This is a genomic window from Polyangium sorediatum (genome assembly GCF_029946465.1).
Lineage (GTDB): Bacteria > Myxococcota_A > Polyangia > Polyangiales > Polyangiaceae > Polyangium > Polyangium fumosum.
Map to the genome: position 1 here is coordinate 146,245 of NZ_JARZHI010000018.1, position 21,859 is coordinate 168,103.

17 protein-coding genes and 1 pseudogene are annotated in these 21,859 nt (G+C 68.9%); 9 read left to right on the forward strand and 9 right to left on the reverse strand.

Annotated elements, in window-relative coordinates:
• Positions 1–7: 7 nt before the first annotated feature.
• Positions 8–766: a hypothetical protein gene (locus QHF89_RS21530; protein WP_136969869.1), complete on the reverse strand. Its 759-nt coding sequence runs from the start codon at positions 764–766 to the stop codon at positions 8–10.
• A 45-nt stretch (positions 767–811) separates the two neighbouring features.
• Positions 812–3,268 carry an MMPL family transporter gene (locus QHF89_RS21535; RefSeq protein ID WP_136969868.1) on the reverse strand — a complete coding sequence of 819 codons (2,457 nt, stop codon included), beginning with the start codon at positions 3,266–3,268 and terminating at the stop codon, positions 812–814.
• 132 nt (positions 3,269–3,400) lie between these two features.
• Here QHF89_RS21535 and QHF89_RS21540 point away from each other — a divergent pair, with 132 nt between their 5' ends.
• Positions 3,401–5,401, forward strand: a complete 2,001-nt coding sequence (locus QHF89_RS21540; RefSeq protein WP_284720768.1) for a hypothetical protein — start codon at positions 3,401–3,403, stop codon at positions 5,399–5,401.
• A gap of 13 nt (positions 5,402–5,414) precedes the next feature.
• Here the strand turns inward: QHF89_RS21540 and QHF89_RS21545 are convergent, their stop codons facing one another.
• On the reverse strand, positions 5,415–6,758 hold the full coding sequence (locus QHF89_RS21545) for an alkaline phosphatase family protein (protein WP_136969867.1): 1,344 nt from the start codon (positions 6,756–6,758) through the stop codon (positions 5,415–5,417).
• Between the two features lie 231 nt (positions 6,759–6,989).
• Here QHF89_RS21545 and QHF89_RS21550 point away from each other — a divergent pair, with 231 nt between their 5' ends.
• The 3 genes from QHF89_RS21550 (at position 6,990) to QHF89_RS21560 (ending at position 9,957) form a co-directional block, all read left to right on the forward strand.
• Positions 6,990–8,603, forward strand: a complete 1,614-nt coding sequence (locus QHF89_RS21550) for a sigma 54-interacting transcriptional regulator (RefSeq protein ID WP_136969866.1) — start codon at positions 6,990–6,992, stop codon at positions 8,601–8,603.
• Between the two features lie 140 nt (positions 8,604–8,743).
• The gene (locus QHF89_RS21555) at positions 8,744–9,466 is read left to right on the forward strand and encodes a patatin-like phospholipase family protein (protein WP_284720769.1); all 723 of its coding nucleotides are present in this window, start codon (positions 8,744–8,746) and stop codon (positions 9,464–9,466) included.
• Entirely contained in the window at positions 9,463–9,957 is a 495-nt protein-coding gene (locus QHF89_RS21560) for a cupin domain-containing protein (protein ID WP_136969864.1), read from the forward strand. Before QHF89_RS21555 ends, QHF89_RS21560 begins: the two co-directional genes overlap by 4 nt.
• Positions 9,958–9,972: 15 nt before the next feature.
• On the opposite strand, the gene QHF89_RS21565 is transcribed toward QHF89_RS21560, so the two are convergent.
• Positions 9,973–10,560 (reverse strand): PepSY-associated TM helix domain-containing protein, encoded by a 588-nt coding sequence (locus tag QHF89_RS21565; RefSeq protein ID WP_136931002.1) that lies wholly within the window; start codon positions 10,558–10,560, stop codon positions 9,973–9,975.
• Positions 10,553–11,269 (reverse strand): molybdopterin-dependent oxidoreductase, encoded by a 717-nt coding sequence (locus tag QHF89_RS21570; protein WP_136931003.1) that lies wholly within the window; start codon positions 11,267–11,269, stop codon positions 10,553–10,555. Before QHF89_RS21570 ends, QHF89_RS21565 begins: the two co-directional genes overlap by 8 nt.
• Before the next feature lie 202 nt (positions 11,270–11,471).
• Between QHF89_RS21570 and QHF89_RS21575 the strand changes: the two are divergent.
• Both QHF89_RS21575 and QHF89_RS49985 read left to right on the forward strand, forming a co-directional pair.
• A pseudogene (locus QHF89_RS21575) lies at positions 11,472–11,618 on the forward strand (KGG domain-containing protein); the annotation flags it as partial.
• Complete coding sequence (locus QHF89_RS49985; RefSeq protein WP_342763969.1) at positions 11,557–12,081, forward strand: KGG domain-containing protein; 525 nt, start codon at positions 11,557–11,559, stop codon at positions 12,079–12,081. The pseudogene QHF89_RS21575 and the gene QHF89_RS49985, both read left to right, overlap by 62 nt.
• An 87-nt stretch (positions 12,082–12,168) precedes the next feature.
• Here the strand turns inward: QHF89_RS49985 and QHF89_RS21590 are convergent, their stop codons facing one another.
• On the reverse strand, positions 12,169–13,707 hold the full coding sequence (locus QHF89_RS21590; protein ID WP_284720770.1) for a deoxyribodipyrimidine photolyase: 1,539 nt from the start codon (positions 13,705–13,707) through the stop codon (positions 12,169–12,171).
• A gap of 230 nt (positions 13,708–13,937) precedes the next feature.
• On the opposite strand from QHF89_RS21590, the gene QHF89_RS21595 reads away from it, so the two are divergent.
• Positions 13,938–16,088 (forward strand): S9 family peptidase, encoded by a 2,151-nt coding sequence (locus QHF89_RS21595; RefSeq protein WP_136969863.1) that lies wholly within the window; start codon positions 13,938–13,940, stop codon positions 16,086–16,088.
• Positions 16,089–16,158: 70 nt separating this feature from the next.
• On the opposite strand, the gene QHF89_RS21600 is transcribed toward QHF89_RS21595, so the two are convergent.
• Together QHF89_RS21600 and QHF89_RS21605 are read right to left on the reverse strand one after the other, a co-directional pair.
• Positions 16,159–17,190 carry a class I SAM-dependent methyltransferase gene (locus tag QHF89_RS21600; RefSeq protein WP_136969862.1) on the reverse strand — a complete coding sequence of 344 codons (1,032 nt, stop codon included), beginning with the start codon at positions 17,188–17,190 and terminating at the stop codon, positions 16,159–16,161.
• Between the two features lie 86 nt (positions 17,191–17,276).
• Positions 17,277–18,740, reverse strand: coding sequence for a cellulase family glycosylhydrolase (locus tag QHF89_RS21605; RefSeq protein WP_284720771.1), 1,464 nt, complete (start codon positions 18,738–18,740; stop codon positions 17,277–17,279).
• Between the two features lie 23 nt (positions 18,741–18,763).
• Between QHF89_RS21605 and QHF89_RS21610 the strand changes: the two genes are divergently transcribed.
• Positions 18,764–19,279 (forward strand): hypothetical protein, encoded by a 516-nt coding sequence (locus QHF89_RS21610; protein ID WP_136969860.1) that lies wholly within the window; start codon positions 18,764–18,766, stop codon positions 19,277–19,279.
• Positions 19,280–19,305: 26 nt separating this feature from the next.
• Here the strand turns inward: QHF89_RS21610 and QHF89_RS21615 are convergent, their stop codons facing one another.
• Complete coding sequence (locus QHF89_RS21615; RefSeq protein WP_136969859.1) at positions 19,306–20,793, reverse strand: vWA domain-containing protein; 1,488 nt, start codon at positions 20,791–20,793, stop codon at positions 19,306–19,308.
• A gap of 82 nt (positions 20,794–20,875) precedes the next feature.
• Here QHF89_RS21615 and QHF89_RS21620 point away from each other — a divergent pair, with 82 nt between their 5' ends.
• Complete coding sequence (locus QHF89_RS21620) at positions 20,876–21,859, forward strand: hypothetical protein (RefSeq protein WP_232379693.1); 984 nt, start codon at positions 20,876–20,878, stop codon at positions 21,857–21,859.

Consider the following 21,859-nt stretch of genomic DNA (forward strand, 5'->3'; position numbering starts at 1 on the left):
TATGGGATCAACGCGACCGCTCGGTCGAGGGCGCGGCGTCCTCTTCCTCGGGCAAACCCGCGAGCCTGCGCGCCGTCGGGCGGATCCCCTCGGCGAGCGCGGCGTGCCCCGCGAGCGCATAAAGGCCGCAGGCCGCCTCGGTGACGCCCTGGTACGTGGAGAGCCACCGGGCCATCGCGAGGTTCTTCGTGCTTTGCGAGAGGACGGCCTCGCGTTTCTCGCGGTCGACGTCCGCGAGCGCGCGCCGAAAGTCCGCGATGGCGAACCCGAGGTCCTCGGCGACGGCGAGCGGCGCGATGGCGAGGCTCCTGATCTTCGGCGGCTCGACGAGCGGACGATCCCGGAGGAGGCGCTCGACGGCGCTCGCCACGCGGAGGAGGACCTCGGGGTCGTCGGGGATCTGCGAGGGAATGCCGTACGCGGCGGCGACGGGCACGCCGTAGGTGCTCGCGAGCGTGGTGCGGAGCGAGAGGAGCAGGGCCTTCAAGACCTCATGGCGCTCCTCGGCGAGCGCGCGCGGGGCGTCGTCGTCCGCGAGCTCGCGCGTGTGCGCGAGATCGGCCGCGAACATCGCCTCGGTCGAGCGCGCGAGCAGGTCGCGCAGCGCGTGAAGGAGTCCGCCGACGGTGACGTCGCGGGGCGGGCCCTCCGGGAAGAGCGCAGCTTCGAGCTCCCTGGCGATATCGGGGGTGTGCTCGTTCAAGGAGGCGAGCACGGTGCGGCTGATGGCGACGCGATCCGCGATGATCTTGGAGGGTTGCGACATGGGAAGAAGCAATGGATACCGCCCCGCGGGCAGCCTGAGAAGACCTCACGCCTTCCAGAGCCGAAGCCCCGCGGGCACGACGACGAGCGCGACCACGAGCCCCGCCACGCTGCCCAGCGCGCCCACGAGGCCGAGATCTCGAAGGCCGTCGAAACGGCAAAGCGTGAGCGCCGCGAAGCCCGTGGCCGTCGTGAGCGCCGTGGCCGCGACGGGAGGGCCCTCGTCACGCAAGGTCTCGCGAATCACATCGTGTTCAAGGCCGGGCGCTCCGGCCTGCCCCCCATCGACCTCGCGGGCCCGATAAAGCAAGAACATGCCCTCGTCGACGGTGATGCCGAGCAGCACGGGCAAGACGAGCGCGTCGTAGGCATGCAGCGGGATGCCGAGGATCCGCACGAGCAAGAGCACCGCCGCGATCTCGCAGAGGACGACGACCGCCGCGATCACCACGTCCCGCGCCCGCCGGAGCGACATCGCGAGCGCAGCCACCACGAGCACCGCGGCGACGCCTGCGATCTTCGGCAGGTCTTGCGAAAGGCTCTGCCGGAGCACGACTTCGAGCCGCGCATACCCCGTCAGCATCGCCTGCGGATCGGTCCGCCGGAGCGCCTCCTCGACCCGCGCCGTCGCGCCGGGCACCTCGCGGGGCCGCACGTAAAGCGCCACGAGAGGCTCGCCCTCGTCCATGCCGAGGTACCGCGACAGGAGGATCGACGCCGTGCCTTTGCGGAGATCCTCGATCTGCACGAGGTCACGCGTGGGCGCGCGCATCGCGTCGAGCGCGCCGGAGAAACGTGCCGGGGCAAACCCCGTCTCCACGAGCGCCTTTTCGAGCTCGTTCGCCTTTGCCGGGAGGTCTTGCGCGTCCCGCGCCGCAAAACGCGCCTCCTGCGTCTCCTTCGCCGGCGCGAGCGCCGTGAGCGCGTCGACCGCCTCGACGTCGTCCTTCATGGCCGAGAGCGTCTCCGCGATCCGATCCCCTCGCGCCCGCGCGCGCTCGAGGTCCCGATCGGCGACGAGCACGACCCATTGCCCGCGTTTGCCGCCGAACGCGTCGAACACCGCCTGCTGCACCTTCAGCGGTTCGAGCTCCTTCGGCCGCACGGCCACGATCGAGTCCGACAACCCCGGCGCCGCGCCGAGGAACACCGCGACGACAGGCAGGAGCGCGACGAAGGCGAGGAGCGCCGCGCGCCTGCGCGTGCCCGAGAGCCAAGCAAACGCGTCGGTCCAGCGCACGGACGCAGGCGGAGGCGGTGGCTTTCGTTCGAGCAACGCGCCGACCTCCGGCGTGACGAGGACGATCGCCACCGCCGTGAGCAGCTCGCCCGCGGCGCAAAGGAGGCCGAGCTGCTGCATGGCCTCGATGCTCGAAAACGCGAGCGCGCCGAACGCCGCGGCCGCCGTCCCCGCCGCGAAGAGCACGCCGCGCGCCGTCTTCGCCCGCGCCGCGCGCGCGGCCTCGCGGGGTGCGAGCCCCGCCCGACGCGCTTCGAGAAGCGCCGCGTAGACGTGCACGCCCGTGTCGACGCCCACGCCCACGACGACCGACATGAACGCGACCGCGATCCCCGACAAACCACGCGGGAGCGCCGCGGCCACAGCCGCGGTCCACACCGTGCCGAGCAGGAGCGGCGGCATCACGGCGACGAGCGCCCGCACGCGCCGGAAGATCAAGGCGAAGACGAGCGACGCGAGCACCATGGCGAGGGTGCTGGAGATCGAGAGGTCCCGCGTCAGCATCGACTCGGTCGCCGCCGCGATGGCGTGGCCGCCCGTGAGGCCGAGCCGCATCTCGGGGTGCGCCTGGCGAAGGGGCGCGAGGACGGCCTCGGTGTCCTCGACGAAGCGACGCGCGTCCTCGCCGCGCAAAGCCTGTCCACGCGGCTCGGCGAGCACGAGGTGCGCCTTGCCGTCGTCAGTGGCGAATGCCCCGTCCGGCTGCGTGCGCACGCCGGCGCCGATGTCCGCGCCCTCGTAGACGAGCTGCCCGAGCCGGAGCGGGTCGGCCGCGAGCATCTCGGCCGCGGCGCCGCTGCCTGGCGCGAGGAGCATGGCCCGGCTCTCCGCGAGCCGCGCGCGCATGCCCTCGGGCGTGAGCGCGCCGCGGAGGCGCTCCATCGCCCGGGGATCCGCGTGGCGGAATGCGAGCATCGGATCGAGAGCGCGTGAGGTGTCGACGCGATCGGCGGCGCGGGCCACGCTCGGGCGCTTTCCGAGCTCGGTCGCGACGCCTTCCGCGACCTTCGCGACCGTCTCGGGATCCGGCCCTTCGATGAGCACCACGGCGAGGTCGCCGCCGCCGAAGCCTCGTACGTACCGCCGCAGCGCCGCGGCCTCGCCCTGATCCGGCAGGAGCGACGCTACGTTCGGGTCGAGCCGGAGCCGGAACGTGACCGCGAGGAGCGCGAGCAACGTCATCCCGACGAGGGCGAGGGTGACGGCGCGTCTCGGCCCTTTCCTCTCGGGTGCCGCGCGGCCCGTCGACTCGGGAGCAGACATCGGCGCTTCGATACGCCGGGCGCCCTCGCCCGGCAAGCCGTACGTACGCCGGGGCAAGAACGATCCGCTTGGTGAAGAATTCAAAAAAAATCGGGAACGACGCGGCCCCGTGGATGTCGAGGGTCCATCGCCATGCGGACCTCTTTCGTTTCGTACACGTGCGCCGCCGCCCTCGTTTCGATCCTCCTCTCCGCGAACGCCGCGTCGGCCGACGACGTGCGGGCCCTGCGATCGGACAAACTCGTCGAAAAAGCCCACGTGATCGATCTCCGCATCGGCCACGGTCACGCCGATCTCGTCGTGCGGCGCACGGTGCACAATGGCGGTCCGCGCCACGATCAGGCGACGTTTTACATCGACCTGCCGGCCGGCGCCGTGGCCGTCGGGCTGCGCACGCTGGCGACGCTGGACGGCAAGCCCCACTGGTACGACGGCGAGTTGCTGGAAGCAGAGAAAGCGGCGGCGCGGTACCGCGAGCTGACGGGCGTCGGCGGGTATTATCCGAAAGACCCAGCCCTGCTCTCGTGGCGGAGCCAGAGCCTGCTCGCATTGCAGGTCTTCCCCTGCCCGCCCGGCGAGGACAAGACGATCGAATACACGCTGCGACTGCCGACGCAATACCGCGACGGCCGCCATCACCTCGATCTCTCGGCCATGGGCACGGAGAAGTTGCCCGCCGCGGCCACGGTGTCGCCGATGATCGCAGGCGAGGCGCTCTTCATCGGCGATACACAGCAAAAAGCGCCGGCCCAGATCAGCTTGAAAGACGCGTTGGACCTGTCGGTCGCGCCCGCGAGCGAAAAACCCCTCGAAGGCGCGCTCGCTTCGGTTTCGTTCGGCAAGCAGAAGAACGTCGTCCGGTTCCACATCGACGCGGCGCCCGCGCTCTCCCGCGTGCCCCGCGGCGCGCACGTCGTGGTGCTCCTCGACGCGTCCCGGTCGCTCGAACAAGAGCAGGTCGAGGCGGAGGTCGCCATGGCGCGAGCGTATCTCTCCCATTTCACGGACGCTCGCGCGGCCGTGCTCCTGTTCGACCGCGCGGTGCACGCCCCGAAAAACGGGTTCGTCTCGGCACGCCATGCACTCGCCGGGCTCGACGGTGCGCAGATCGTCCGGCGCAACGGGAGCCACATCGACGAGGCGCTCGCCCGCGCGGACGCGCTGCTGGCGGCGCTGCCGGAGGGCACGCCGAAGCGGATCCTGGCCTTGACGGACACGCGCACGCGGCAGGAGCTCACGCCGGAGCGGCTGCGGGGGCAGCTCTCGAAGAGCGGCGCGCTGCTGCACGTCGGCGTGGTGGGGAGCGCGTTTTCGACCATGCTCGAGCGCAACGACACGCACGCCTGGGCGACGCTGACGCGGCCCACGGGCGGGCTCGTCTGGCAGGCTTCGATCAACAAGGACGACCCGGGCGAGGAGCCGCGCCACGTGTACGAGGAGCTCGCGCGGCCCACGCGGATCGACCATTTCGAGGTGCACGCGCAGGGCCTCGCCCGGGAGGATATCGAGGCCCCCGAGGAGCTGCTGGAGGGCGCGTCGTTCGAGGATCTGCGTTTGTCGGAGAAGCAGGTTCCGTTCGTGGAGGTGACGGGCGAATTGTGGGCGACGCCCGTGCGCCGGGTGCTCGTCGCGGACGAGGCCGAGAATCGAAGGTGGGCGGCGCTCGTGTTCGGCTCGCACCTGCTCCATTCGATCGACGAGGCAGATATGATGACGCTCGCGATGATGGGGCGGGCCGTGTCGCCGGTGACGAGTTATCTCGCAATCGAGCCGGGCGTGCGTCCTTCGACCGAGGGGATCGAGGAGTTCACGGGCAGCGGCCAGGGTTTCGGATCCGGTTATGGCCGGCTCGCCGGCGCGCATCGCGCGAAGCCGGTTCGGCTCGCGACATTCGACAAGCAGGCGTTCCTCAAGAGCGAGCTCGAGCGCGGGCTGTCCGCGTGCGGCGGGGCGGGAAAAAAGGCGACGGTCAGGCTCGAATCGACGATCCAGGAGCTCGTCTCGGTGCGGACGACGATCGACGGCGAAAAGGCGGGGGCGAAGCTCGTCTCGTGCTTGGAAGAGGCGGCGTGGGAGATCGTGCTGCCGACGGCGTTCGATTCGGCCTGGCAGGGTTTTACGATCGCCCTCTGATCGACCTACCGTTTCATTGCAGCTCGGCGTTCCACATCGCCTGCCAGAGCTCGGGGTAGGCGCTAGCGACGCGCGCCGGTGCGTGGTCGCAGAGCGCGCGCGCCGCGAGGTCGAAGGCGAGCGCGCCTTCGGTGCGGGGCGTGAGGGAGCGCTTGCATTTGCGGCCCGGTCGCTCGGGCGGGCTTGGCGGGACGGGGAGCGACGCCCGCGCAGCGCCGCGATTCAAGACCGTGGAGACGCTGCCGATCCCCTGCACGGCCCTGCGCGTGACGGGCTCGGAATACACGCCGTCGCCGAATTTCTCGGCGAGGAGCTGCAGGATCGAGGTGTGATCGAGCAGGCCGCTGTGGACCGTGCCCGGCTCGACGAGCGGCGAGACGACGATCGCGGGGACACGCACGCCCGTCGTCGAGAATTTCCCATCGTGAATGGGCAGGGGCGAGACGTGATCGTACAAGCCGCCGTGGGAGGCGTACGTGACGATGAAGAGCGTGCGGCCGAAGCGCTCGGGGTTCGACGTGAGCGCCTGGTAGACCTGGAGCAGGAATCGCTCGCCGGGCGCCATGGGCAAGGGCGGGCGGTTGTCGTTCGGCGGACGACCGAGATGGAAAGGCGCGTCGAAATAAGAGGGCTCGATGTAAATGACCTGGGGGAACGTGGCGTCGGGCTCGTTGCGAACGTCGTCCGCGAGCCGCGCGGCAGGACGGAAGCGCTCGCTCGTGACCTCGCCGTGCATCCAGGGGCCGAGGGTGAAAAAGGACAAACCGTCGTGGTACACACGATATCGGACGCCACGCTGCTTCATCCAGTCGAAGACCGTATCGTGCAGGGGCAGGAGCCGGGGCGTGGTGTCCGCGAGGAGCGAATAGCCGCACGTTGCCATGAGCCGGTTCGGCGCCACACCGGTGGGGAGCGGAGCGAACCAGCGGTCACAGATGGCATAACTCTTCGCCAGGAAATTCGTGACGGGCGCGCCCGAGGACCGCAGGAAGCCCATCGGCAAGGACCTCGACGCGCGGTGCGCGGAGAGCGCAGCCGCGCGCACGAAACCATCCATGCACCGCTTGCCGGAGGACGCCCTGCGGCCGAGGGAGATCTGGACGGACTGGCTATCCTCCGGCAGCTCCCCCGGCATTGCGCCGTCGCGGATCTCCTGGGGCTGATGAATACGCCCCTCGCACGTGTTCTCGTACCGCGCGTCGAGGAGCTTGCCGTCGATCGGCGTGCCCACGAGCCCGTCGAGTCGGCCCTCGTAAGGCCCTCCGTCGAGGCTCAGATGGCCGAGGACGTGATCAAACGACCTGCTCTGCATCATCAAGACAACAAGGGTGTCGATGTCCCCCAGTTTGTCGGGCACGGTTGACCTCCAACGAGTTACGCGTCGAAATGACGGACGAGATTGCACGCGGCATGCCAGCAAAAGGTCGTGGACTCGTGAGCTTGACCAGGGGCTCGACACACTGCAGGCACCCTCCGCCGATCCGGGCCCACACCGGACGTATCGCCGACGTGTCGGCTGACATGTCGACCGACACGTCAGCCGTGCACAGGCTTGTCGAGCACCCCCTTTTCATGTTATCAATGGTACGTGTCCTCACAAGACGCGGAGCTCTCGACGCTCGATGGGCTCAGCCCGCCGACACACGCAGACGATCCCGAGGCGGGGTTCGCGAGCGCGCATGTCCCCACGTTGACGATTGTCTGGCACCCGACGCTGGAGCGTGTCGGCGATCGAGCACTCCTGCCGCTGCGGCCGAACGGCAGCAGTGTCCTTGTATCGCGGCTCGAGCCCGACTTCTCACGCCCGGGTTCGAGCAAGCGCGAGCCGCTCGCCGACCCGCACGTGAGCCGCACACCGATTCGTCTGCTCTGGCTCGAAAACGAATGCATTCGTATCGAGAAGCAAGGCAGCCCCACGCGGGTCGTCGTGAACGGAGCACCGCTCGAAAGCAGCCGCGATTTCTCGGCGAACGAGCTGCAGGCCGGGATCGTGCTGGAGCTCGCGAACCGCGTCGTGCTCCTCTTGCACCTCGACGAGGTGCGCCAGGAGTCGGAGGATACCCTCGGCCTCGTGGGCGCGAGCCTGGCAATCGAGCGCGTACGCCGCGAGATCCGGCAGCTCGCGAGCCTCGACGTGCCCGTGTTGGTGCGCGGCGAGACCGGCACGGGTAAAGAGCTCGTCGCGCGTGCTCTGCATGACACTGGAGTGCGAAGGAATCGGCCTTTCGTGCCCGTGAACATGGGCGCCATCCCACCCACGCTCGCCGCCTCGGCGCTGTTCGGGGCCGACAAGGGCGCCTTCACCGGCGCGGTTCGCAGCCACGGGTACTTCGGAAGCGCAGCAAACGGGACGCTGTTTCTCGACGAAGTGGGCGAGATGCCGCTCGACGTGCAGGCGAACTTGCTCCGGGCCCTCGACGATGGGGGGGAGGTCCAGACGCTCGGGGCCTCGCACATGCGGGAGATGCAGGCCCGTATCGTCGCCGCGACCGACGCCGATCTCGAAGCCAAGGTGCAAACGGGGGCCTTCCGCGCGCCGCTCCTGCACCGGCTGGCGAGTTACGAGCTCGTGATTCCGCCCCTGCGCCAGCGACGCGACGATATCGGGCGGCTCTTCGTGCATTTTTTGTACGCCGAGCTCGACCGCTTTGGAAAGGCGGACCGGATCGCGGCGAACAAGGTGTGGCTGCCCGCGTCGTTCTTGGCGGCGCTCGTCCGTCACGAATGGCCCGGAAATATTCGGCAGCTCCGCAATGTCGTCCGTCAGCTCGTCCTGGGCAGCCACGACGCCGGTCCGCTGGATCCGGGTCCCGCGCTCGCAGCGCTGCTCGCGACGCCGCCGCCACCCGCGGTTGGCAACACGAGCCCCGGAGGCGAGCCGGGGCCCCCGCCGACGAAGGCGCCCATTTCGCCGCGCCGCACGAGCCGCAAGCCGAGCGACGTGACCAAGGACGAGCTGCTCGAAGCGCTGCGCACATGCGACTTCGACATGAAGGCCGCGGCCGAACGGCTGAGGATCCCGCGGAGCTCGATTTACAACCTGGTCGAGCAACACAAGGTGCGGCGCGCGAGCGATCTCACGAGGGAGGAGATCCTGCGCTGCTTGCGGGAATGCGACGGGAACGTCGAGCTGACGGCGAGGAACCTCGGGGTGTCGAAGGTGGCCCTGCAGCGGCGGATGCGCGAGCTCAAGATCGGCTGATCGCCCGATCGGCAAACCCGGGGCGCACTTTTCGGCTAGGATGCGCCGCCCCAACCATGTCGTCCGCCTCGGCTGCCCCCCACGCCTCCGTTCGCCCCACTCCCACGCTGCGGGAGTGGCTCCGCGAAGGTCCCTTTTCGATGGGCCTCTCGTCCGGCTTCTTCGGGTTCTTCGCGCATGCGGGGGTGATGACCGTGCTCGAAGACGAAGGGCTCGCGCCCGCGCGGGTCTCGGGCTCCAGCGCAGGCGCGCTCGTGGGCGGGATCTGGGCGGCAGGCGCGAGCGCGGTGACGATCCGCGACGAGCTCCTGCGCTTGAAGCGCGAGGACTTCTGGGACATGCGGCTCGGGCCGGGGCTGCTCGCGGGCAAGCTCTTCCGCGCGCGGCTCGAAGCGTTGCTCCCGGTGCCGACGTTCGATCGTTGTCGCGTGCCGCTCGCGGTGAGCGTGTACGACGTGTTTGCCCGCGGGACGCGCGTGCTCGCGGGAGGGCCGCTCGCGCCGGCGATTCAGGCTTCGTGTACGGTGCCGGGCCTGTTTCATCCGGTCTGGCACGAGGGGCGGCCGCTGCTCGACGGCGGGATCCTCGATCGGCACGGGCTCGCCGGAATGCCCGCAGACGAGCGGCTTTTTTATCATCACCTCGCGTCGCGCTCGCCGTGGCGAAAAGCGGACAGCCCTTCGCTGAAGGTGCCCACGCGCGACGGGATGACCGCGCTCGTCATCGAGGCGCTGCCGCGAGTGGGTCCATTCCGGCTGCCCGAAGGCGCGCGGGCCTTCGACATCGCGGCGCGAGCAACGAAGGACGCGCTCTCCCGGCCCGCCAAGGGCCCCGAGATCCGCGTGCAGGGAGGAGACACATGACCGACGAACCCACGAAAAAACCGAGTCTCATCCGGGCCCGCGAGCGCGGACCCGAGCATTCGATGTCGCATCCGTTCAACCCCCATTCGCTGGTCCACGGGCACCTCCTGGGAATGGCGACGGGGCTCGAGAGGATCGGGGTCAATCTGATCCGCGTGCCGCCGGGGAAGGAGTCGTTCATCTATCATCGCCATTACGGCGAGGAGGAGTTCCTCTACATCCTGAGCGGCCGGGGCATCGCCGAGATCGGGGACGAGTCGTTCGAGGTGGGGCCGGGCGATTTCATGGGTTTTCCCGTGCCGTCCGTGGCCCACCACCTCAAGAACCCGTTCGAGGAGGATCTCGTGTATCTCTCGTGCGGCGAGAAAAAGCCGACGGAGATCGCCGAGTTTCCGCGGCTCGGCAAGACGATGGTGCGCGCGGGCGAACAGGTCTCGCTCTTCGCGACGAGCGCGGCCGAGGCGTTTCCCGGGCTCGAAAAGCTGAAATGAAGGGGGGCGGCCCGATCAGGGGCCGCCCGAGAGCACGACGTAGGCGATCGGCACGGCCGCGCCGACGAGCACGAAGATGCCGCCCCGGCCGATCAGGCCCTTCCGGCCGGGCAGCATGAACATCCCCGAAAACGCGAGCAGGAGGAGCAGGACCGCGTAGCCGTCGGCCACGAAGGTCCACGCTTTTTTGCCGCGGTTCAAATGCAGCCAGTTCGCGAGCCGCAGGAAAAACCGCGGCTCGTCGCCCTCGTCGAGCACCTTGCCGGTCTGCGTGTCCACGTGGAGCGTGCGCCGGTCGAGCGTGATTTCGAGCTGGTTTGGCGCGGCACGATAGACGTCGCTCGGCTTGCCCTTCACGTCGAGCTTTTGAAGGACCCGCTCGGCGACGGCCTGATCCTCCCCTTCGAGAGGTCCGCCGAGATCGTGCGTGGTCTGGTGGCTCTTGAAATTCGGGTCCCAATCCGCGATGTGGTTCACCGCGAGGCCGGACGCGGCATACACGAGGGTGAGCCCGACCGCGAGGTTGCCCGCGTCCCGGTGGACCGTGCGGAGGAGGCCCCGCAGCGACAAACGCCGCCGAGGCTCGGGCGCGCCCTCAGCCATACCGCTCCTCGGACCAGGGATCGGCGTGGTTGTGGTAGCCGCGTGTCTCCCAGTAGCCGGGCCGGTCGGTCCGGACGAACCGGATGCCCGTCACCCATTTCGCGCTCTTCCAGAAGTAAAGGTCGGGCACGAGCGCGCGCGCAGGCGGGCCGTGCGGGCGCGTGAGCGGATGGCCCTCGTGTTTGTGCGCGATGAGCACGTTCGGCGCGGTCGCCTCGGCGAGCCGGACGTTCGCCGTGTATCCATTCGCCGCCTCGAAGATCACGTGCCGCACGGTGTCGCGCACCTTCGCCATCTTGGCGAGCTCGGCGACCTTGACGCCCGTGAATCGAGCGCCGAGCACGCTCCAGCCCGTGACGCAGTGCACGTCGCACGTCTGCTCGGTCTGCGGCAGGGCGAGCAGGCCCGCGAAATCGAGGTCGAAGGGGTTGTCGACGTCGCCGTGGACGTGCAGCTTGAAGGCCGACGGGCTCGGGTCGCCCGGGTCGCCGCCCATGGGCTTGAGCGCGTCGAGGATGCGCTGGCCCGGCGGCAGGCGCGGGCGGCCATCGGGGCGGAGCTGCTTGGCCCGCGGGTCGTCGGTGGCGGCGAGGACGTAGGTGCCGCCGCCGAGCGCGAGGAACGAGGTGCCGGCCGCAGCGGCGCGCAGGAAGGCGCGGCGGCGAATGACGTTTTCGAGCTCGGGGGAATCATCCTTGGGCTTGGGCACAGAAGCCTCCTCGTTCGAGCGCACTCATCCTAGCGTTCTACGCGCGAGCGTCGAGGCGGTTTCAACGGCGCGCGCTTCCGATCTCGATCTCTCGCACGGCGATGGCGGGCCCGCAGCGCGGGAGGAGCCCTCCACCGGGGGGCCCCCCCATTGACACCCTGGTCGGCCGGAGAATGTTCGGCGGGAGCTGGGAGGGAACTACATGGCAGAGCGCAAAGACGAACCCGGCAAAGGCCAGATGACCGTCGAGGAGGCCGGCCGCAAGGGCGGGCACATCGGCGGCGAACATACGCGGGACAAGTACGGGCCCGAGTTCTACTCCGAAATCGGCCACAAGGGCGGCCAGCGCGTCCGAGAGCTCATCGAAGAAGGCAAGCAGTCCGAAGGCGAGGGCGAAGGCGAGCGCGGCCAAGGTCAGAAACGCTAGCCAGAGCGACGAGCGCGGGCTTGCCGCTCGTTTTCCCAAAGAACAGGAGACGACCATGGCGGAGAAAAAAGAGCAATCCGGGAAGGGTCAAATGACCGTCGAGGAGGCCGGACGGCTGGGCGGTGAGGCCCGCAAGGAAGAGCTCGGCTCCGAAGGTTACGCCGAGATCGGACGCAAGGGCGGCGAGACCGTGCGCGAGAAGTACGGCCCCGAGTTCTACTCCGAGATCGGGCACAAGGGCGGTCAGAAGGGCGGCGAGACCGTTCGCGACAAGTACGGCCCCGAGTTCTACTCCGAGATTGGGCACAAGGGCGGTCAGCGCGTCAAGGAGCTGATCGAGGAGGGAAAGCAATCCGAGGGAGAGGGTGGAGGCGAGAAGAAGTAAATCTTCGCGCGTCGCGGTACGCGGCGCGTCGAAACATGAATGTCCGAGGGCCGGGGTGGATAAAGGACCTTCCCCCCGGCTCTCAATTCATTTCGAGTACCGTTTGTCGCGACGAGCCGCGTCGTCCGGGCCGCCGAACTCGACGAGGTAGCGCTGGAGGTCGATTTTCTTCAACGTATTTCCCGAGCTCATGTAGCGGACCGTGCCGTAAACCGGTCGTTCGGGGGCCCAGGGACGGTCGTAGCGGCCGAACGTCCAGAGGATGCCTGAATACGAGTTCGGGTCGCGGCCGTCGAGCGCGTACTTGTCGTTGAGCTCGATCAGGATGGCGAGGGCCTCACGCGGGGTGCGGGTCCATTCGAGGACACGTTTGCCCCAGAGCATGCGCAGGTAGTTGTGGATGCGGCCGTCGCGGAGGAGCTCGCGTTGCGCCGCGTTCCAGAGGGGATCGGACGTGCGCGCGCCTTCGAGCTCGGCGAGGGTGAAGATCGCCGGGCGGGGATCGGATTCGTGATCGGCGAGGGTCTTCTGGGCCCAGTCCGGGAGGGATTCGAAGCGCTGCGCGTCGTCCGGTCGAAGGGCGCAGAGGTTCAGGCCGATCTCGCGCCAGGTGACGAGCTCGTCGAGGAACGACTCGACGGGCGGGCTCATGCCCCAAAAACCCTCACGCCTGCCGCCCGCGGGTTTGGTCTTCTTTTCGGTCCAGGCTTCGAGCCGCTCGAGCTCGGCGAAGACCTCGTGCGTGGAGACGTGGCCAAAATGGAGATAAGGCGAGAGGCCGCTCGTGGCGCGGGCGTCGGGGTCGTTGCGCTCGGTGTCGTACCGGAGGAGGTTCGTCCGCAGGAACCGCGTGATCGCGGCGCGGCCTGCCTCGGGGCCGCCCGGAATGCGGGTGACGACGGGGACCGTATGGTCGATCGAGAGCGCGGCGAGCGCCGCGGGCGAGGCGGCGAGGAGCTCGGGTGAGGCGGCAGGCCAGCGCGCGAGGAGGTCGGGCGCGAGGAGGTTTTTGGGAGAGGCCGGCAGCCCCGCGGCGAGCGGATCGGCGAGCGGGCGGCGGCGGAGGTGCGGGAGGAGGTTTTTCTGGAGATACGCGCGAAACGAGAAGGCCGTGGTGAAGACACGGTCGGGGGCGTAGATCGGCAAGAGGCCGTTGGAATCGACCTGCTCGAAGCGGACGGGGATTTGCTTCGCCGCGGCGGCGATCATGCGCGGGAGGAAAAAGATGGGAAAATCGTCGGTGACGACCACGCACGCGCGGCGCGAGAGCGCGGCGACGAGGCCCTTGCCCGCGCCGGGGCGAGGTTCGACGTAGGCATGGTGCGTGACGCCGGCCTCGGCGAGGCGGCGGGCATTGTCTGCCATACCGCGCAGAACAAACGCATGGAGCCTGTCGCTCGCGTACGGATAGCCGGCGCGCAGGGCTTCGAGGACGACGAGGGGGCGGCCGAGGGCGCGCGCCCATTCGGCGGCACGTTCGAGGCCGAAGTTGAAATGGGTGCGCCGCGCCGCCGTCATCCAGTAGAGGACGAAGGCCCCGTCCGGCCGGAGATCGCCGTCGTTCGCCAGGCGCACGCGGTCCGCGGGGACGCGGCTGTCGCGGAGGAGCGTATCAGGGTTCGTCATGGCCATGTCCCGACGCGGTTCCCCTAAGTCAGCAGCCACCACCGGCAAGGGCCGCAGTACGAAGAGGCCTGAAAAATCGACGGACAGTGAAACAAGCCACATGTTGGGGGCACATTTTTTTCAGCGAGAGGCTCGGGACGCCCGACCGGCTCTTGGAGTATGAAGGCGTCGGTTCACACGCACCGGTGGGGAGCGTCCACCTCCGGGTACGCATGAGGGAGGTTTGCCCGATGGCACTCGCGAAGAAGATCGGCCTGTCGTTCGTCCTGTCGCTGCTCGTCGGCGTCGCTGCTTGCGCCGAGACGGCGGAGTATCCGCCGCCCGTGACGCCGCCGCCGCCGCCGCCCGCGCGCACGGCCGACGCGACGCCGCCGCCGGCCGCCACGGCCGCCGTGAAGGGCCCGGCCGCGCCGCGGGTCGATACGTCGCTCATCCCGCGCGACGTGCTCTTCGGCAACCCCGACCGCGCGAGCCCGCAGTTCAGCCGCGATGGCAAGCAGATCTCGTTCCTCGCGCCCGTGGACGGGGTGATGAACGTGTGGGTCGGCCCCGCGGAAGATCCGTCGAAAGCCAAGCCCGTGACGGCCGACAAGGTGCGTGGGATCCGGCAATATTTCTGGGCCTACACGAACGACCACGTGCTCTACGTGCAGGACAAGGGCGGCGACGAGAACTGGCATCTCTACGCGGTCGATCTGAAGAAAGGCGAGACGAAGGATCTCACGCCGATCGACGGGATCGCGGCGCGGATCTCGGGCGTGTCGCAGAAGATCCCCGGCGAGGTGCTGGTCGGGATCAACGACCGCGACAAGAAGGTGCACGACCTCTACCGGATCGACATCAAGACCGGCGAGAAGAAGCTCGTCTTCAAGAACGAGGGGAACTACGCGGGCTTCGAGACGGACGACGATTTCAAGGTCCGGCTCGCGATGCGCAAGGGGCCCGACGGCGGCGACGTGTTCATCGATCCGAACGCGAAGCCGAAGGAGAAGGGCAAGGAGCCCGAGCCCTACCTGACGGTGCCCTTCGAAGACGCCGAGACGACGGCCCCCGTCGGCTTCGACGGGTCGGGCAAGACGCTCTACCTGCTCGACAGCCGCGGCCGGAACACGGCGGCGCTCTTCGAGCTCGATTTCGCGACGAAGAAGGCCAAGCTGCTCATCGAGGACGCGAAGGCCGACGTGCAGCGGTTCATCACGCATCCGAAGACCGGCAAGCTGCAAGCGGCGGCCGCGGTGTTCGACAAGCCGACGTGGCAGACGATCGACAAGTCGATCCAGCCGGATCTGGAGCTGCTCGGCAAGCTCGGCGACGGGGAGCTGCGCGTGCTCAGCCGGACGCTCGACGACAAGCGCTGGCTCGTGGCGCTCGTGCCCTCGGACGGGCCGGTGAAGTATTACCGGTACGATCGTGACAAGAAGAAGACGGAATTCCTGTTCACGAACCTGAAGGCGCTCGAAGGCAAGCCGCTCTCGAAAATGCACCCGGTGGTGATCAAGTCGCGCGACGGGCTCGACCTGGTGAGTTATTTGACGCTGCCGAAGGCGTCGGATCCGGAGGTCGACGGTCGTCCGGACAAGCCGCTCCCGATGGTGCTCCTGGTGCACGGCGGGCCGTGGGCGCGCGACACCTGGGGGCTGAACGGGATGCACCAGTGGCTGGCGAACCGCGGGTATGCGGTGCTGTCGGTGAACTACCGCGGCTCGACCGGGTTCGGGAAGAAGTTCCTGAACGCCGGGAACAACGAGTGGGCGGGCAAGATGCACGACGACCTGATCGACGCGGTGAAATGGGCCGTGGACGGGAAGGTCGCGGACGGCGCGAAGGTAGCGATCATGGGCGGGAGTTACGGCGGGTACGCGACGCTCGTGGGGCTGACGTTCACGCCGGACCAGTTCGCCTGCGGGGTCGACATCGTGGGGCCGTCGAATCTGAAGACGCTCCTGGCGACGATTCCGCCGTACTGGGCGCCGATGGTGGCGACGTTCCACAAGCGAATGGGGGATCCCGGGACGCCCGAGGGGACGAAGCTCTTGGAGGAGCGGAGCCCGCTTTCGCACGTGGGCAAGATCAAGAAGCCGCTCTTGATCGGGCAGGGCGCGAACGATCCGCGCGTGAAGCAGGCGGAGAGTGATCAGATCGTGAAGGCGATGCAGGCGAAGAACATCCCGGTGACGTACGTGCTGTATCCCGATGAGGGGCACGGGTTCGCGCGGCCGGAGAACCGGATGAGCTTCAATGCAGTGGCCGAGACGTTCCTGGCGCAATGCCTGGGCGGGCCGGTCGAGCCGGTGGGCGACGATTTCAAGGGGTCGAGCCTGCAGGTGCCGGCGGGCGTGGAGCAGGTGTACGGGATCAGCGAGGCGTTGCCGAAGAAGTAGATCGAGAGACGCGAAGCACGGGAGCGCCGCGGAGGGTTCGTCCTTCCGCGGCGCTTCGTTTTTCGGGGGATCAGGCGGGCTTCTGGAAGAGGACGACCTTGTACGTGTCCGTGCGGTCGACCATGTTCTGGTACAGGTTCGTCCCGGGGTTGCGATAGAAGTTCTCCATCGCGAGTTTCGCCTCGAGCCGCTTCTTGGCGCCGACGACGGGGACGCGGAACGCGGGGAACTTGTCGAGGACGTGGCGCACGTACGCGTCGGCGCGGCCCGCGTCGAGGTCACGCGCGAGGATGGCTTCCTTCGTGACGTCGCGGACCTCGACCTGCTTCATGCCGATCGACTTCAGGAAATCGAAACAAGGCTGCCACGTGACGTCGGGAATGGCGTTGCCCCACGTGAGGAAACCACCGGGCTTGAGGAGACGGTAGGCGGTGCGGAAGAAACGCTCGTCCTCCGGCGTCACGACGCCTACCATCTCGGTGACGTGGGTCTCGTTGACGGCGACGAAGTCCGCGGACCCGTCCGGGATCGAGAGCTTCGTGGCGTCCGAGTGGGTGGCGACGAGGCGGCCGCGAAGGCCGGGGACGAACTTGCGCCTGCACGTCTCAATGGCGGCGTTCTGCATGTCGACGGCCTCGTAGGTGCAGTCCGGCAGCACGTTGTGGCAGACGTGGTGCGCGCCGGCGCCGGTGCCACAGCCCATCTCGATGACGTGAACGCGGCCGTTGCGCGCCTTGACGTACTCCTGGATCTCGTTGAACTGATAGAGGCCCGTGTACGCAATCCGACCGAATCGCTGCGGATCGGAGGACAGGATCGGGCACTTCCCCCAGGCCTCGGGCCACGCGTAGCCCCAGGTGTTGAACGTGAATTCGTACGACTCGCCCGTGTCGCCCTCGACGATGCCAACGGAGCGGTAGAGCGAGTAGAGGAGAGAGTAGATCGACTGCTTGGTGTAGTCGTCCTCTGCGACGTGCCCGTTCGTGGTCGAGACCTTGGTGCCCGGATCGACGAATCCGCTCAGGACCCACGCACCCAAGATGAGCTGAAGTTGCGGCGTGGTGTAGGTCTTCGTCGGATCGAGTCGAGTGAAAATATCCACGTGAGGTCTCCCTTCGGCTATCGGCGCGCACCCTACAAGGACTCGCCTGGGATTTCCACCAGGACGGAGGGGTCGAACCACCTCCGTCAGCGAGGGTGGACCGAGAGCTCGACGCGCGTGGCGCCGGCGGAAGGGCGCACGAGCAAGACGCCCGGGTGCGTGGCGTCGACGCAGCCGTTCGAGAGCTCGACGCGGTAGCCCGCAGGATAATTTCGCTCCGGAACGATAATTTCCGTGACACCGTTCTCGGTGGGCGCATCGTACGCGAGGGCAAACCTGCGGGCTGCCGCATCGTAACGAAACGAGGGCGCCTCACCGGCGACCGCGCGGGGATAGGGGCGCGCGACGACCGAGGTGATCGCGGTGGCTTCCTGGCCCTCGTCATCGATGAGGGAGAGGTCCTCGGCGTTCCAGGTCTCCTTCGAATCGCTGTACTCCCAGTAGGTGAAATGGAGGGCATTGTCGTCCATGGCGTCGTAGACGGCCGTGACGTACTCGCCGGCAGTCTCGAGGTGCCGCGGGACGCCCGATTCGCCGATGAGGACGGGCATGTTCCATTCACGACCCTTGTCGGCCCATTTCGAGAGGTACGTGGCCGCATTCGAAGGGGCCGGGGTGCCGCCGAAGAGGGCAATGGAGTCGTACCAGTGCGGGGCAAAGACGAGGCCTTCGCCCTCGGGTTTGTCGAGGTATGTGGCGGCGCCGATCGCGTCGGTGCCGGTGGCGTCGAAGAAGACGAGCGCCGTCGGGTCCTTCGCGCGGAGGAGGGCGGCCATTTCGGTGTAGAAAGGCGTGAGGACGGTTTTCTCCCACGTCTTCAGGTCGGCCGTGCCCTGGTGCGGCTCGTTGATGGGCTCGTAGCCGAGGACGCCGGGGCGCGTCGCATGGCGGGCCGCGATGCGCTCCCATAAGGCGCGGAACGCGGTGCGGGCGCCGTGCTCGTCGGTCCAGAATTTGTCGAACGCGGCCTTCACGTCTTCATCCTGGGAGTACCGGACGAACCAATCCGGGCAATCGTGGTGGGGCTCGGGCGTGGGAAACGGGAGGGTCCAGCCGGGAAAACCGTCGCCGCAATACACGTCGGAATAAATGTCCTGGTGGAAGTCGACGATCGTCCAGATGCGGCGCTTCCAGGCGCCGTCGAGGAGGGCGTCGTAACGCGCGAGAAAGATCTCGTCGTCGGTGCCCGGGGTGGGCTCGATCGCGGCCCATACGAACGGGACGCGGAGCGCGGAGACCCCCCACGCAGCGGCGCGATCGAGGTAGCGATCGAGCGATTCCTGGAAACCGGCCTCGGTGGACGCAAAATCGAAGGGGACGAAGGGCGCGAATTTGCTGCGGCCGCCCGCGTTGACGCCGCGGAGGAAGACGATGCGGCCGAGGGCATCGCGAAGAACGGTGCCGTCGGGCGCGAGGCGCTCGTCCGGGGGCGCAGGGAGCGCGATTTCGCAGCGCGGGGCGTCAGGGAGAGCAGCGGGTTCGTCCGTGGAGCCACACGCGAGGAGGGGAAACGAGGCGGTGAGGGGGAGGATTCGGAGGAAACGTTGCACGCGGCGGATGGTAGCGGCGGAGGGTGGGCGCTGTCACGGTGCGTGATGGGCAGAAGCGCGAGGGCTCTGCTAAGCTCGCGGGCGTGATGCGTCTGCTCGGCTCGATCGCGGCGGTCCTGCTCCTCTCGGCCTGCAATGGCGGCACGCAGCCGCCCGATTCCCCACAAACGACGGGCAGCACGACGACGGAGCCAGCGCCGAGCGCAACGACGCCGAGCCCGACGACGACGGTCTTCGTGCCGCAAGAACCCACGGTGACCCCGCCGGGAGGCGTGGTGCCCACGGCGAATCCGGAGAACCCGGCGCCCACGGCGAACCCGACGAACGGGGAAGCGTCGACGCAGCCGGGAACGTCGTGCGGGGGAAGGACGTGCGGGGCCGGCGAGAGTTGCGCGTCGTATTATGGGGTCGCGGGGCCGCGCGGGCCGATGTTCCACGAGTGCGTGGTGCGATGCCGGCGCGGCGCGCCCAACGACGGGTGCCCGAGCGGGCGGCAGTGCACGACGATCTCCGATGGTCCCGGCGAGGTTTGTCGCTGAATACCATTCCAGCGAGGTAGGACCGGTCAATCCTCGATCGCGCCGAGGAGCGTGCGCAGGACCTCGGCCTGCGTGCTGAGCGCGGGGTCGTGGCTCGTGCGGGAGAGGGACGCGAGCGAGTCGGCCTGGAGGGTGACGACAGGGCGGAGGCCGCCGAGGGTGTCGAAGCGGCTGCCCTGGAAGATGCGGCCGAGGCGCCGGACCATGGCGAGCGCCGAGGCATACGCGATGACGTCGCCATGGCGGGCGCTGGCGATGCGCTCGACGTCGTCGTCGTACCGAGCCTCGATGGTGCGCGAGGCCGTGTGCCAGGTGCCCGTGGCCGCGTCGCGGTACCGCGCCGAGACGGTGATCTCGCAGGGCTCGCCCGGCACCCACACGGGCATGGCGATGCGCGCGATTTCCGTGCGCGCCTCGCCCGCGTAGAGGTCGCCGAGCAGGAGGCGGTCGTGGTCGATCGAGAGCGCAGCGAGCCCGCCCGAGACCTCGAGGACGCGGACCGGCGCAGGGACGGACTGGACCGTGAGCTCGACGTCTTCGAGCACGACCTCCCCCGGCGGAGGGACGATCCGAGCGACCGCATCCTCGCGATCGGCAAAGGCGCCGCCCGCGAAGACGTCGTCGCCGAGGGGCGCGAGGTGCGCGACGTCGAGGCGATCGGGCGTGCCGACCGCGGAGATCTGCGCGCCTCCGCGGCGCAAGGAGGCGACCTCGTTCGCGAGGCGGAGGCCGGCCTGCGCGACGCCGATGCCGTCGCTGAGGACGAGGACTTGCCCCGCGGCAGGAGACGTCGTGCCCTCGGCAGGTTTCACCCCGACGAACCCTCGCGCGAGGGCGAGGGCGCCCGCGAGGTCACGCGTGTTCGCGACCGCAGCGCCGCCGCGCGGGCGTTCGAGGACACGCGTGATCGCGCCGTCGAGCAAGGTGCGATGCGAGCCGGGCAAGGCAGGGACGACGACACGCGGGCCGGAGGCGTCGATGATGGCGACGCGATCGCGATCGCCGAGGTCGTCGAGGGCGACGCGGGCGAGGGGCGCGGTGTTCGGGTTGCGGCCGTCGAGCACGATGGCGATGCGGCGCGGCGCGCGGACGGAGGGTTTGGCAGCGGGGAACGCGTCGACCGGGGCGATGGCGTCGATGCGGAGGAGGACCTCGCCGCCCCAGCTCGGGACGAGGGTGTCGCTCGACCGAACGACGACGGCGAGGCCACGCCCCTGGAGCGCGACGGGGCTCGAGGTCTTGCGCCAGATGCCGTCCTTGGGGACGAGGAAGCCGGTGGGCGGGGTCCAGGGATCGTTCGGGCTGCGGCGCACGACGGGCTTGGGCAGGTCCGTCGAGTCCATGAACTCGACGCCGTTCGCGGTGATGACCGAGGCGCCGCGGCGGCCGCCGGAAGGCGCAAAAACGACCTGCCCGTCGCGGGTGAGCGCCGGCGGCGCGCACGCAGACAAACCCGCCGCGACGATCGCCACGAAGGCACCCAGGAACCGGCTCGCTCGCCCGCCCGTGCTCATCAGGGTGCCCTTAGGATACGCCAATCGAACCGGAAAGGGGTGATCGAGCGTGTCGTGACCGCGATGACGCGGGCGTCCGTTCGTGGCAAAGCTCGGCGCGATGGAGAAGGCGACGGCGGGCTTCCGGATCGGTGCGGACGAAAACGGCCTCGGGCCCCGGCTCGGGCCGATGCTGGTGACGGCGGTGATGGCACGGGTGACGGAGGAGGGCGCGGCGATCGTGGGGCGAAAGCCGCGCGGAGGCCTGGCCGAGCGGCTCGGGGACTCGAAGGCGATGGTGGCCTACGGGGACGTGGGGCTCGCGGAAGCCTGGGCACGCGCGCTGGTGGAACGAGGCGGGGGGCGCGCGGCGGCGGCGCGGACGCCGGACGAGCTCGCGCACGCGATCGCGAGCGAGGATCGCGCAGAGCTTCGCGCGGCGTGTCCGCCGCACGTGGAGGCGCAGTGCTGGGGCGCGGAGGGCGAGGCGTTCACGGCGCCCGCAGAGCTCGTGCGGACGATCCACGGGGATCTCGATCGGCTGGAGAAAAAGGGGGTGACGATCGTGGCGGTGCGGAGCGAGGTGCTCTGCGCGAAGCGGCTGAACGAGGGGCTCGCGGCGGGGAAGAATCGGTTCGTGATGGATCTGCACGCGATGGAGCGGCTGATCCTGTCGATGCGGAACGACGCGGGGCAGGACGTGCAGGCGGTCTGCGGGAAGGTGGGCGGGTTCGGGAAGTACGGCGGCGCGTTTGGTCCGCTCGGGGGGCGGATGCACGTGGTGCTGGAGGAGTCGCGGGCGCGGAGCGCGTACATGTTCCCCGGGCTCGGCGAGATCGCGTTCGTGCGGGATGGGGACGCGACGGACCTTCTGGTCGCGCTTTCATCGATGGTGGGCAAGTGGATGCGCGAGATCCTGATGGGGAGGATCGTGCGGCATTACCAGGCGATCGTGCCGGATCTGCGCGGGGCGAGCGGGTACCACGATCCGGTGACGGCGGCCTTCGTGGAGGCGACGCGCGTCACGCGGAAGAAGCGGCAGGTGCCGGAGGAGTGCTTCGAGCGGAGGGGGGCGGAGGGAGGCTGA